Origin of the sequence: uncultured Neptuniibacter sp. (assembly GCF_947498015.1) — a bacterium.
GTDB lineage: Bacteria > Pseudomonadota > Gammaproteobacteria > Pseudomonadales > Balneatricaceae > Neptuniibacter.
The window spans coordinates 158085-171585 of sequence record NZ_CANMIR010000002.1 but is presented as its reverse complement, the minus strand read 5'-3'; the positions used below and the strand labels follow the sequence as shown (position 1 = coordinate 171585).

The 13501-nt window shown below is 48.9% G+C and carries 11 protein-coding genes; 8 read left to right on the top strand and 3 right to left on the bottom strand.

Going from position 1 to position 13501, the window contains the following annotated elements; all coding sequences use genetic code 11:
• Positions 1-54 precede the first annotated feature (54 nt).
• The 3 genes from Q0882_RS03065 to Q0882_RS03055 all read left to right on the top strand — a co-directional run bounded on the left by Q0882_RS03065 (position 55) and on the right by Q0882_RS03055 (position 5280).
• Entirely contained in the window at positions 55-804 is a 750-nt protein-coding gene (locus Q0882_RS03065) for an electron transfer flavoprotein subunit beta/FixA family protein (protein WP_299177875.1), read from the top strand.
• An 11-nt stretch (positions 805-815) separates the two neighbouring features.
• Complete coding sequence (locus Q0882_RS03060) at positions 816-1745, top strand: FAD-binding protein (protein WP_299177872.1); 930 nt, start codon at positions 816-818, stop codon at positions 1743-1745.
• A 271-nt stretch (positions 1746-2016) separates the two neighbouring features.
• Entirely contained in the window at positions 2017-5280 is a 3264-nt protein-coding gene (locus tag Q0882_RS03055) for a transporter substrate-binding domain-containing protein (protein ID WP_299177869.1), read from the top strand.
• Between the two features lie 69 nt (positions 5281-5349).
• Here Q0882_RS03055 and phbB read toward each other — a convergent pair whose 3' ends face one another.
• Positions 5350-6093 (bottom strand): acetoacetyl-CoA reductase, encoded by a 744-nt coding sequence (gene phbB / locus Q0882_RS03050; protein ID WP_299177866.1) that lies wholly within the window; start codon positions 6091-6093, stop codon positions 5350-5352.
• A 37-nt stretch (positions 6094-6130) separates the two neighbouring features.
• The gene (locus tag Q0882_RS03045; RefSeq protein WP_299177863.1) at positions 6131-7513 is read right to left on the bottom strand and encodes a malonyl-CoA decarboxylase; all 1383 of its coding nucleotides are present in this window, start codon (positions 7511-7513) and stop codon (positions 6131-6133) included.
• 234 nt (positions 7514-7747) lie between these two features.
• Here Q0882_RS03045 and Q0882_RS03040 point away from each other — a divergent pair, with 234 nt between their 5' ends.
• From Q0882_RS03040 to Q0882_RS03020, 5 genes are all read left to right on the top strand, one after another.
• Positions 7748-8182, top strand: coding sequence for a MaoC family dehydratase (locus Q0882_RS03040; RefSeq protein ID WP_299177860.1), 435 nt, complete (start codon positions 7748-7750; stop codon positions 8180-8182).
• 12 nt (positions 8183-8194) lie between these two features.
• On the top strand, positions 8195-8740 hold the full coding sequence (locus Q0882_RS03035) for a hydrolase (RefSeq protein ID WP_299177857.1): 546 nt from the start codon (positions 8195-8197) through the stop codon (positions 8738-8740).
• Between the two features lie 113 nt (positions 8741-8853).
• A complete protein-coding gene (locus Q0882_RS03030) occupies positions 8854-10491 on the top strand; it encodes an acyl-CoA synthetase (protein WP_299177854.1) in 1638 nt (545 codons plus the stop codon).
• Positions 10492-10600: 109 nt separating this feature from the next.
• On the top strand, positions 10601-12130 hold the full coding sequence (locus tag Q0882_RS03025; RefSeq protein ID WP_299177851.1) for an ATP-binding protein: 1530 nt from the start codon (positions 10601-10603) through the stop codon (positions 12128-12130).
• 26 nt (positions 12131-12156) lie between these two features.
• Positions 12157-12786 carry a response regulator gene (locus Q0882_RS03020; RefSeq protein ID WP_299177848.1) on the top strand — a complete coding sequence of 210 codons (630 nt, stop codon included), beginning with the start codon at positions 12157-12159 and terminating at the stop codon, positions 12784-12786.
• Positions 12787-12792: 6 nt separating this feature from the next.
• Here the strand turns inward: Q0882_RS03020 and Q0882_RS03015 are convergent, their stop codons facing one another.
• Positions 12793-13455 carry a glutathione S-transferase family protein gene (locus tag Q0882_RS03015; RefSeq protein WP_299177845.1) on the bottom strand — a complete coding sequence of 221 codons (663 nt, stop codon included), beginning with the start codon at positions 13453-13455 and terminating at the stop codon, positions 12793-12795.
• Between the last annotated feature and the right edge of the window lie 46 nt (positions 13456-13501).

The following is a 13501-nucleotide window of genomic DNA, read 5'->3' as shown; positions in this document are numbered from 1 at the left end:
CAAAACAGGGAACAGTAAGTTCCCTTAACAACTAGAATTAAAAGGTCTTTGCTGATGAAGGTACTCGTAACAGTTAAGCGTGTTATCGACTACAACGTCAAAGTACGTGTTAAGTCGGATAATACTGATGTTGATCTGGCCAATGTGAAAATGGCATTGAACCCATTCTGTGAGATCGCTGTAGAAGAAGCAGTTCGTCTTAAAGAGGCGGGTACTGCGTCTGAAGTGGTTGTAGTTTCAATTGGGCCTAAGGCGTGTCAGGAGCAGATTCGTACCGCTCTGGCGCTAGGTGCAGACCGTGGTATCCAAATTGATACGGATGCTATGCCTGAGTCTCTGACCGTTGCCAAACTACTGGCTAAAGTGGTTGATGAAGAGAAACCAGATCTGGTGATTATGGGTAAACAGGCAATTGATAGCGATAACAATCAGACGGGTCAGATGCTGGCGGCATTGGCTGAAATGCCTCAGGGAACGTTCGCCTCTGAAGTGAAAGTTGATGGCGATAAAGTCAACGTTACCCGTGAAGTGGATGGCGGTCTGCAGACTGTTTCGCTGAACCTTCCAGCAATTGTTACTACAGATTTGCGTCTGAATGAACCGCGTTACGCATCTCTGCCAAATATTATGAAAGCCAAGCGTAAGCCGCTGGATGTTAAAACACCTGCCGATCTGGGTGTTGAGCTGAAAGAGCATACGAAACTGCTTAAAGTGACCCCTCCAGCTGAGCGTCAGGCTGGTATTAAAGTCTCCAGCGTAGATGAGCTGGTAGAAAAACTGAAGAACGAAGCCAAAGTAATTTAAGGGGTGATGATATGGCTATTCTGATTATTGCAGAACATGACAATAGCACCCTGAAAGGTGCGACACTGAATACTGTGACAGCTGCAGCTGAGATCGGTAGTGATCTACACATTCTTGTTGCTGGTTCCGGTTGTGGTGCGGTGGCTGATGCCGCAGCCCAGGTCGCTGGCGTAAGCAAAGTCCTGGTGGCTGATAATGCAGCTTATGAGCATCAGTTGGCTGAAAATATGTCCAAACTGGTTGCTGAACTGGGTAAGGATTACAGCCATGTAGTTGCACCAGCGACAACAACCGCTAAGAACTTCCTGCCTCGTGTTGCGGCACTTCTGGATGTGGCACAGATCTCTGATATTACAGCTGTAGAGTCTGAGAATACTTTCCAGCGCCCAATCTATGCGGGTAATGCTATTGCAACGGTTGAGTCCCTGGATGCGATTAAAGTGATCACTGTGCGTGGTACTGCATTTGATGCGGCTGCTAGTGAGGGTGGTTCTGCGGCAGTTGAAGCCGTTGATAGCGTACATGAAGCGGGTATCTCCAGTTTTGTTGGCGAAGAGATGGCTAAATCTGATCGCCCTGAGCTTACCGCTGCAGGTGTTGTTATCTCTGGTGGTCGAGGCATGGGTAATGGTGAAAACTTTGCCATGCTTGAGAAAATTGCTGACAAGCTGGGTGCGGCTGTGGGTGCCTCTCGTGCTGCAGTGGATGCCGGTTTTGTACCGAATGATATGCAGGTCGGTCAGACAGGTAAGATCGTTGCGCCTGAGTTATATATCGCTGTTGGTATCTCCGGTGCGATTCAGCATCTGGCGGGTATGAAAGACTCCAAAATTATTGTTGCGATCAACAAGGATGAAGAGGCGCCTATCTTCTCCGTTGCAGACTACGGTCTGGTCGCAGATCTGTTTGAAGCAGTACCTGAGCTGGAACAGAAACTGTAATACCGAAGGTCGGACTGGTTTTGCTTGAGCTGGTCCTCTTTCACTCTGGAAAGGCTTATTGGTGGATTCAAGATTCATTAAGACATGATGCCTTTATTCTTTGCCGGCACCGAGTGTGCCGGTTTTTTTGTCTGTAAGAAATTGGATCCTGTTTTTGGTAGCTTATGGGGAGGGGGTAATTTTTTCCTGTTAATTGTTTGAAAAACTAGTGCGATGTCATACGACATGATATTTTCCACGCCTATCACTGTTTATTTAATAGGTTGTATCAGTGGCGCGCAGGGCTATTCTTTCTCGAATTTTTATATCTCTACTTTTTCTCCTTTCCTGGCTGCCCACTTTTCTGGCGGCAGAGATCCAGCTAACCGAAGATGAGGCCGCCTGGATTAAGGCTCATCCTGTTATTACTGTCGGACATACTCTGAAGTTTCCTCCGCTCTTAATTCAGACGAAACCAGGTGAGTTTGCCGGTGTTGTTCCAGATCTGTTTGAACGGGTCGCCCAGCGTTTAGGGATTGAGTTCAAATATGTGGCTGATGACTGGGATTCACTTCTGGATCGAGTGCAGCGTCGTGACATTGATCTGGTTGGGGCAATGAACCGGTCCACCGCTGAGAACTACGGTTTAGAAACTGTTGATACGCCGATCAATTTTCCTACGATGGTTTTTGCGCGTAAAGATCGTACTTTTCCGCTTTCCAGCAGTCTGGAGATGCATGGTCTTAACGTGGCCTATCATCGAGATAAAAAACATATACAGCGTTATCTGGAAAAGCATCAGAGGGGCGGGTCTCTTTTAGGGTATGAATCCACGGATGCTGCGTTCAATGCGGTGCTCAGTGGCAAAGCTGATATTGTGGTCGGAATGAACATTGACAGTTATCTGTTAGTGCAAAACTCTATGGTTGAGATCGAGCCGGTCTTTCCATTAGAGGAGCTGTGGACACAGAGTGTTGTTGGCTTACGGAGTGATTACCCAATTTTCAAGAGGATATTGGCTAAAGCATTCACTGAAGTGACCTATCAGGAAAAATCAAAAATTTTATCTAAATGGAGCTGGATGGAGCGATCTGATTTGCATCCGTTAGCGTTGACAGATGATGAGTTGGAGTATCTAAAGAATCATCCGGTATTAAGAGTGCAGAATCTGTCCAATTTCCCTCCTTTCAATTTTTATGAAGAGGGAAGGGCGAAAGGCTATACCGTTGATTATATCAATATGCTGGGTGACCTCTTAGGTGTTGAGATCGAGTTTATTAGTAACAAGCCCTGGCATGAATATCTGCAGATGCTTAAAGAGGGTAATCTCGACATCATCCCACATATTGCAGCTACAGAGGAGCGAAAGGCTTTTATCGATTTTACGCCCTTTTCGCATATTGATTATGTGGTAGGGGCTGCTGTGAATGAGCGTTCCGATATTGAAACGCTTTCTGATCTGGAAGGTAAGGTTGTTGCGGTTACCAATAAAAACTTTCTCCACAACTATCTCATGGAGCACTATCCGAATTTAACGTTACTCGTCGCTTCAACAACGAATGAGGCATTAAAGGCGGTTGCGTTAGGGCGTGCTGATGTGGTGCTGGCGAGTCTGCCACAGTTGGATTACTACATCCATAAGAACTGGTTCAGTAATGTCAGAATCAGGAAGATTGATCGCTTGGAACTACCTGAACGTACCCAATTGCCAATGGGAGTTGCGAAGGGGAATTCATTATTACTGTCGATATTAATAAAGGCGAACGAAGCGGTATCCTATAGCCGTAACCTTGAGCTCAAGGATAGGTGGATAGATACCCATAACGGGAGCTACGATAAAACCCTGACGCCCGATGATCGTCGATACCTTGCAGAGAAAAAAAGCCTCCGTACGTGTTTAGACCCTCAATGGCTACCACTTGAGGCGATTGAAGATGGGCAGCATACCGGGATTACATCAGAGTATATACGCCGTTTTGAGGCTTATTTGGGAGTTCCAATCAAGCCGATCCCGGTCAGCAGTTGGGAAGAGTCTGTGAGCCTTGGGCAGGCTGGAAAGTGCGATTTCTTTCCCCTGGTGATGCCTTCAGCTGATAGAGAGACGTTCCTGTCATTCACTTCACCCTATATATCATTACCGCTGGTATATGCGACAACGGTTAATGAAACCTTTGTGAGTGATATCAAGCGTCTCGATCATCGTAAGGTGGGGGTTGTTCGGGGCTATGCCATTAGTGAACGGATTAAAAGCAGATACCCCAAGATTAACCTGATCGAGGTAGATTCAATTCAGGAAGGGTTGTCTCGGGTCAGCTCGGGCGAACTCTACGCCTACATTGATGCCCTCTCTTCGATTGGCTACTGGATACAGAATGAATACACCGGAGAATTGAAGGTATCCGGAACCTTTGATGATTCCTGGGATCTGTCGATCGGTGTCAGTCGTGAAGAACCTCAATTGAAGCCCATACTGGAAAAGGCGCTGGGCCTGATTTCGCCAGAGGAGAGAAAACGGTTTCATAACAGTTGGGTGTCAATCAATTATCAGCGGGGCACTGATTATCAGCTGATTATTCAGATTATTACCCTCTTTATCATTATTGCTCTGGTCCTGATCTATCGAAATCGTGCTGTCAGCAAATTAAACCAAGAGATTGCTGATGCGCATAAACAGATTGTTTCCCAACAGGCGATGGTAGATCGTCATGTATTGATTACCCATTTTGATCAATCGGGAAAAATTACCGCTGCCAACCCCTCCGTGTGTCGTGTATTTGGATACGTGGAGGAGGATTTAATCGGCGGGAATCTAAGTGAGCTCTTCTGCCCAGAAGAACCGACCAGTTTTTATACCGATATGTGGGCAGCGATCAATACGCGCCACTTGTGGTCAGGCGAGGTTAAATGTGTCACAAGCGAGGGGAGAGATCTCTATCTGTTGACGCATGTAGAACCTGTGATTTCAGGTGAAAAAATTACAGGGTATCGTGCTATATCTGAAGATGTGACCGATAAAAAGCGGATCGAGGAGTTGTCGGTCAGAGATGGGCTGACCGGTTTATTTAATCGCCTTAAGATTGATGAGATTCTCTCCATACAACAGGAACGTTTCAACCGCCAGGGGCTGCCTTTCACTGTTATCCTGTTGGATATTGATGATTTTAAAAATGTTAATGATCGCTATGGACATGATGTTGGTGATTGTGTGCTTCAGCATCTTGCTGTGATCTTATCCGGAGCGGTACGTAAGATTGATGTCGTCGGGCGCTGGGGTGGAGAGGAGTTTGTTGTGATCTGTGAAAACACCGATCTGACTCATGCCTATGTGGTGGCGGAGAAGATACGGCTCCGGGCTCAGCAGGCCTGCTTTGAGGGTGTAGAATCAATCACTGTGAGTATTGGTGTGAGTCAGTATCAGCAGGGTGATAAATTGAGCGCGCTGTTTAAACGTGCTGATCAGGCGTTATACGTAGCTAAGCGTAACGGTAAAAATCGGGTTGAAATGATGCCTCGAAATATGAAAAAAGGAGGCGCGGAGCCTCCTAAACCGGAGTGAAATGACTGAAGCCCGGTGAGGCATCAGGTGAGAGAGGTCTGCGTCACTGTATTTCTCTCCGGGAATCTCTTAACTCATGTACTGACCGCCATTGACAGATAGGTTGGTTCCGGTGATAAAACCTGCATCTTCAGCGGTCAGGAAAGCGACGGCTCTGGCGATCTCTTCAGGCTGGCCCAGTCGGCCAACAGGAATGCCATCGATGATACTGTTCAGTACATTCTCAGGTACCTGGCGTACCATCGGAGAATCGATATATCCGGGTGAAACTGCATTAACGGTAACCCCTTTGCGAGCCCCTTCCTGAGCTATAGCCTTAGTGAATCCGTAGATACCCGCTTTAGCAGCGGAGTAGTTGGCCTGGCCAAACTGGCCCTTCTCACCATTCAGGGAGGAGATATTAACGATCCGGCCAAAACCTCGATCACACATTGAGGCAAAGAGGGGTTGTGTCATGTTGTACATAGAATCCAGATTTGTCTGGATTACCGCACTCCACTGTTCGGGTTGAAGGCGTTTCAGGGGGCCATCCCGTGTAATTCCGGCGTTGTTGACCAGAATGTCGATTGGCCCCGCTTCCTTTTCTACGGTTGCGATAAAACTACAACAGTGATCATAATCCGTGACATCAAGCGGAAAAATTTCAACCTCAAAGCCATCACCTTTCATCTTCTTTTGCCAGGATTTGGCTGCTTCCTCGGTGCCAGGAAGATAGCTCCCGATTACTTTGTGCCCCTGATCCTGCATCGCTTTGCACATGCTTTCACCCAGTCCACCCTGGGCACCTGTCACGACCGCTACACGTTGTGTCATATCTGTCTCCTTAATTGTTATTCTCAGATCTATTCTGTTAGTTGGTTTTTAGTAGTGTGCGGATAACCGGCGCGTAAGCGATATTGCCTTTCGCGCTGTACATCTCACTACGGTTTTCTATATGGGGAAGGTCATACAGGTAGTTGACCATCAGGCCGGCAGACTGGTTGAGTCCATTTTCAGAACTGTCTGCCATCCAGTTTATCTGGGCAAGTTCTGCGCCGTTGCTGAGGTGAAAGTGGGCGACCGGATCCCGTGCTGTTACGCCACGCCTTTTCTCCTGACAAAGGTAGTGAGCTGCGAGGCTTAAGAGAGGTTCCTTGCGCTTCTGTTGCAGTTCTTGATCCTGCTGCCAGTCAAGAGGCAGGCGAGGCTGGCTTAAAGCCACCCACTGTTTCCCACCGGGTAACCCTCTTAGGGCGTTCTCATCCTGGCTACTGAGCCAGCGTACAAAGCCAGGCACAGGTGAGAGAGTTGAAAATTGGGTCAGATTTGGGAAGTCATGCTGAAGTTCTGCAACGACTCGCTTAATTAAAAAGTTACCGAAACTGATACCCGCGAGGCCTTTCTGTGCGTTGGATATGGAGTAGAAGATCGCAGTATCTGCGGCCTGAATATCAATAATGGGTGCCTCTTCATCCAGAAGTTTCTGGACGTTATCCGCCAGGCCTGTAACCAGGGCTACCTCTACGAAGATCAGAGGCTCATTTGGCATGTTTGGGTGGAAGAATGCAAAGCAGCGGCGGTCTGAATCTAGTCTGTTCTTCAGGTCATCCCAGCTTTGAATCGCATGCACTGCTTCATAGGCTATTAGCTTTTCAAGAATCTCTGCGCTGGAGTGCCAGTTGATCTGTTCAAGCTGAAGCAAGCCGATATCGAACCAACTGGTGAGAAGGTGCTTCAGGTCGTTTTCAAGGGCGGCCAACTCCGGATGCTCTTTCTTTAATTGAATCAGCTCTGCACGCAGATCTACCAGGAATTTAACCCCTTCCGGTAGCTCGGTGAACTGTTTAAGAAGCCTGAGTCTGGGTGGCTCAAGCGTTTCTCTTAGGCGGGTAGCGCTTTTGGGCTTACTGTTTGTGTCTGCTTGTCGCCAGTCTTCAATCGCGGCTTCCACAGCCATGGAGTCAACGTCAAAGTGTTGATTGAGTAGCTTCAGGAAGCGTATACGCCCTGCTTGATTCAGAGCCAGATAGCTTTCACCAATCTGCGCTGCCCGCCTTCTGGCGGCAACCTCGCCGCCTTTATGGTTCAGGCAGTTGTTCATCCATTGAAGTAGCTGTTCTGAGTCCGTATCACTAAGTTCTGAGGAGATCTGCAGTGCATCAGAGTTCTGGCGGTCGATTGAGAGATCATGCCAGACCCTTTTTAGCTGAGTCAGGGTGCGCTCGATAAATGTTGAGCTGATCTGATTACTCATAGGGGTAAATCCTCGATTTTGGTTCATTGCTGATCAAGTTTTTGGCTGTTAAATCAAGATTTGTTAGGCAAGTTAGCAAAATAAATTTAAAAAACCAAGGGTAAATACTTGGTTTTTTGTTTCTGGCATATTATTGTGTAGCTCAATCGTTCATCAAACCTTGCGTCCAGCAATAGCTTTGACGGAGGCCTGATCGGACCGCAAAGCCATTTGAGTATTGAGAGAGGAATAGTTATGCAAGAGTTACATGGTTACTATCTGGAAGATCTTGAAGTGGGTATGACTGCGAGCTATGCAAAGACCATCACTGAAGCGGATGTAGTACTGTTTGCCGGAATTACCGGGGATGATAATCCTGTTCATATTAATGCCGAGTATGCAGCGCAAACGATGTTCGAGCAGCGGATTGTTCATGGTATGTTCAGTGCAGGATTGATCTCAGCGGTACTGGGTACTCGGATGCCTGGGCCTGGCGCGATCTATATCGATCAGGAGTTGCGGTTCAAAGCACCAGTGCATATAGGTGATACGGTCGTGGCATCTGCAAAAGTGCTGGAGATCGACGAAAAGCGTCGTCGCGTCAAACTTGAGACTGTATGCCGAGTAGGTGAGAAGGTTGTTGCAGAGGGTGTGGCAACCAATATGGTTGATCGTCGACCAGCAGAATAAAGGGGAGAGTGCATGTTAATTGAAGCGGGTAAGTCAGCGTTACTACTGGTGGATGTTCAGGAAAAACTACTACCAGGTGTGTTTGATAATGAAAAGTTGGTCACGAACTGCCAGTGGCTGATTGGTGTTGCACAACTGATGGATGTGCCGGTGCTGGCATCTGAACAATACCCACAGGGGGTAGGGCCTACAGTATCAACCTTGAGAGAGATGCTTCCGGAAACCGATTTTATCGGTAAAACACATTTCTCTTGTGCGGATGCACCGGAGTGTAGTGAGCGTATAGATCAGTTGGATCGTGAGCAGATTGTGATCTGCGGAATGGAGGCGCATGTCTGCGTCATGCAAACCGCATTGCGCCTGCAGGCACAGGGTAAGCAGGTCTACGTCGTCAGTGATGCGATCTCGGCGCGTAATCCCAATGATACAGCGTCTGCTGTTGAGCGTATGCGCGAAGAGGGTATCAAGATGGTAACCCGTGAGATGGTCGGCTTTGAATGGATCGGTCGTTCAGATGCACCGCAGTTCAAAGAGTTCAGTATGAACTTCCTCCGTTAACAGAAAAGCTTGGTTATGGACAGGCCGGTTTATCTGCAGTTTTTCAGGTGACATCGGCCCGGTTCCACTCCCCGGTCAGAGGGAGGTTGAGTAGATGGGTATGAGGTTGAAGTATGGAAAATAAAAATAACAATCCGTACAGCATGGGGTTGGATAAAAACAGAGCAAACTATGCGGCGTTGACTCCGCTGTCATTCATTGAGCGCGCGGCGACCGTATATCCGGAGCGCACAGCGGTTATCTACGGTGATGTGCGACGAAGCTGGGCGGAAACCTATCAGCGCTGTCGGAGGTTGGCATCAGCATTAACTCGGCGCGGAATTGGTGCAGGCGATACGGTCGCGGTTATGTTACCGAATCTTCCAGAGATGCTGGAACTACATTTCGCAGTCCCGATGACTGGTGCAGTATTGAACACCCAAAATACCCGTTTGGATGCCGAAACCGTTGCGTTCATGTTGGATCATGGTGAAGCCAGTGTGATAATCACTGATCGGGAGTTTTCTGATGTGGTGGGTAAAGCCGTAAGGATGGCGAGTGTATCCCCTCTTGTCGTGGATGTAGATGATCCTCAATTTAGCGGAGGGGAGCTGATCGGGTCGCTGACATATGAGGCACTTTTGGCTGAAGGGGATTCAGAGTTTTGTTGGCAGCCGCCGGAGGATGAGTGGCAAGCGATTACGCTGAACTATACCTCAGGTACAACCGGAAACCCTAAAGGGGTGGTGTATCATCACAGGGGCGCTTATCTGAATGCAGTGAGTAATATTATTGGTCAAAACCTGCCCCCGCATGCGGTCTACCTTTGGACACTGCCGATGTTCCATTGTAATGGCTGGTGTTATCCCTGGTCGGTCACGGCGGTCGCCGGAACGCATGTTTGTTTACGTCATCTGTTACCTCAAAAAGTGTTTGAGTTAATTCAGGCTTGTGGGGTTACTCACTTCTGTGGGGCTCCTGTGGTGTTGAATATGTTGCTGAATGCCCCAGAGCAGGAGAAGGCATTGGTGGATCATCCGGTGACAGTGACGACTGGCGGAGCTGCGCCACCGGCTGCGATTATCGAAGGGATGGAATCGATCGGTATTCAGGTTGTGCATGCCTACGGTTTGACCGAGTCCTATGGGCCGAGTGTTTTTTGTGCGCACCAGCGAGAGTGGGATCAGTTAGAGTTAGAGCAGAAAGCAGCAAAAATGGCACGACAGGGCGTTCGGGCCCCGGCTCTGGAGGAGCTGATGGTGGCTGATCCGGTGACTTTAGAACCCCGTCCCCGGGATGGTCAGTCGTTGGGTGAGGTCGTTATGCGCGGCAATAATGTGATGAAAGGCTACCTGAAAAACCCGAGTGCATCAGAGGATGCGTTTGCGGGTGGGTGGTTCCATACCGGGGATCTGGCGGTGTGGCATCCTGATGGCTATATCGAGGTAAAAGATCGTTCCAAAGATGTCATCATCTCCGGTGGCGAGAATATTTCAACGATCGAGGTTGAAGATACTCTCTATCGCCATCCGGCTATTTTGGAAGCGGCAGTCGTTGCCAAGCCTGATGATCATTGGGGGGAGGTACCTTGTGCCTTTGTTACTCTGAAGGAGGGGATGGAGGCGACAGAGGAGGATATTATCCGGTTTAGTCGTGAGAATATGGCACATTTTAAATGTCCAAAGCGGATCGTTTTCGCGCCATTGCCAAAGACATCTACCGGTAAAGTGCAGAAGTTTGCTCTGCGCTCTATGCTAAAAGATCTAGACTAGCCATTGCCTCCGGGCCGAAGCCGGTAACGCTGCTTCGGCCCGCCCCTCTTTTTTGATACCATCGGAGCAACATCCCGTGTTGTTTTACCACCTAGCTGAGACTGTCTCCATGGAATCGCCCCCTAAAGGCCGACCACCCTCCACACTGACTCAGGATGCTGAGCGTAATAAGCTGCTGGCTGAGATGGCCGAACAGTCCACCGATATGATCTCGCGTCATACCCCGGATGACTGGCGTTTTATCTATGCTTCGCCCGCTGTCGAGAATCTGTTGGGGTATACCGTTGATGAGATCGTAGGGGTTTCGGCCTACGAGTTATATCACCCAGATGATGTTGAAGATTTTAAGCGGCGTGCCCCCAGTGTGAGTTATGAGCGGGGGACCTATACCCATACCTATCGTTTTCGTTGCAAAGATGGCCACTATACCTGGTTGGAGAGTACCAGCCGCTCCCTAAGGGATCCCGAAACGGGAGAGCTGAAAGAGATGCTGGTCGTCTCAAGGGATGCCAGTCGGCGCATCAACGCGGAGATGACCAACCGGCGACTAGCGAAGGTGCTCGAAAGTAGTAGTGATCTGGTGGCTTTTGTCGATCTGGATGAACGGGTCAGTAATCTCAATGAAGCCGCTCGGGTAAGGTTGGAAACAGGGGAGTCGAATAGCGCTATTCTGCTTGCCGACCTGTTTTTTTCTGAGAGTGACCAACGGATGATTCAGGAGGCTATGGCGAAGGCCAGAGAGATAGGCGACTGGCAGGGTGAGGTTGATATGTGCACGATGAGCGGGGATAAAATCCCTGTGATTTTAGAGGTTCAGGCTCATCGGACTTATGATGATCGTATCGAATATTTCTCAATTGTGGCGCGTGATATGTCGCTGCAGAAGGCGATAGAAGCGGAGCGACAGCAGTATCAGGATGAGGTCAGCCGTGCCAGCCGGATCATGACGATGGGGGAGATGGCATCGGGACTGGCCCATGAGCTAAATCAGCCGCTGACAGCGATAGTGAACTATGTCAGCGGGATTGAGAGGCGATTAAATAAACAGGATCAGATCGAAACAGCCATCTTAAAAAAACCGCTGAAAAAAATCAGTGCAACAGCGCTTAGGGCCGGTGAAATTATCCATCGCATGATGGATTTTGCCCGCAAAGGCCAACCTCAGCGTAAAGCGATTGAGTTGAGTCAGCTGGTGGATGATGTGATCGGTTTTTGTGCCGATAATGCATCGCGTCAGCAGGTGAGAATCGAGAATAGGATCCAATATCCTGAGCTTCAGGTGGAAGCGGACCGTATCCAGTTGGAACAGGTTTTACTCAATCTTTTTTTGAATGCGATCGAGGCGACCTCTCAGAGTGTAAAGGGGGAGCCGGAAGTAATTTGGGTCGATGTTGCCGAAGCTGAGCATCAGCAGGTTATAATCCGTGTGCATGATCAGGGACCGGGGTTGCCGGTCAGTGATGATTCACAGCTTTTTGAGCAGTTTTTTACCACCAAAGAGCATGGCCTGGGAATGGGGCTGGCGATCAGCCGCTCATTAATCGAAGCGCATGGTGGACACCTTTGGGCTGAAAACGCTTCTGAAGGTGGGGCTGTATTCAGTTTTAGCCTGAACCGCTCTGAAGGTGGCGGACGTTAATTCACAACAAAGTATGATTGAGAGGGATGATGCTTTCAGAGCAAAAACAGGTCGTATTCGTAGTCGATGATGATGAGGATGTCAGGGATTCACTGCAGTGGCTTCTGGAATCCATGGATCTGAACGTTGAAAGCTATGCGAGCGCACAAGCCTTTCTGGATGCCTATCAGCCTGGGCAGAGCGGATGTATCCTGATGGACGTGCGAATGCCGGGTTTAAGCGGAATCAGTGCTCAGAAAAAGTTACCGGAGTATCAGATTGATCTGCCCCTGATTATGATCTCCGCCCACGGTAATATCGATATTGCGGTCACCGCAATGACTCAGGGGGCACAAACCTTCATAGAAAAACCCTTTAATGATCAGACCTTGCTTGATCATGTGCAGCGAGCATTAGCTGATGATCTGGCACGGCAGCAGGAGCGGCGTCGTAAACAGGGGGTTGAGCAGCACTTTACCGCATTAACTAAGCGGGAAAAGCAGGTATTCGAACGTGTTGTTCAGGGGCTTTCCAACCAGGAGGTTGCGGATGACCTGGGTATAAACCGTAAGACGGTCGAAGGTCATCGTGCCAATATGATCTCCAAAATGGAGGCCGGCTCACTTGCTGAACTGATTCAGATGGCGGTGACCCTTGGATTGGTTGGGGAGCATTAATCCGCGCTATTCATTTTCTAGCCAATAATTTTCCTGTGTATAGATTCTGTTAGTAGCTCCCGGCTCTGGCAGTGACTCCTGAAATGCACTGCGCTCAGCAAGCCGTAGATAGTAGGCATGAGCGCGAGGGAACTGGGATAGATCGGTAAACAGGCGTGCTGCATGAAGGCTGTAACCGATCCCGACATCTACGGCAGAAAAGCCACTTTCCAGAAGGTAATCCCTCTCTTCGAGATGCTGCTCAAGCACTTCAATCGCTTTTTCCAGCCTGCGTGTTTCCAGCTTCCTGACGGTGGGTGAGCGGAGTTCCGGGTCATAGATGACAATCTGCTGCTGAGTCAGGCTGGCAACATGAACACAGATGGTTTCGGCATAATGGAGCCACTGGAGCCATTCAGCCCTTTCTTGCGACCCTGGGGCGCGCCAAAGGTTTTTATCATCATATTGCTCGCAAAGCCACTCCGTGATGGCTCCGCTCTCAAAGAGTGTTGTCTCACCATCGATTAGACAGGGAACACGCCCGAGCGGGTGCTGTGACAGATACTGATCGCTTCTGAGCTGATCGCCGAATGAAAGGGTGACAATCTCTGCTTTCAAATCTAACTCATTAATCAGCCAAAGTGAGCGCATAGAGCGTGCTTCATGGCAGTGATAGAGGACTAATGACACAGCGATCTCCTAAATGATTATGGCGCTATCGATATTGATGTAATCT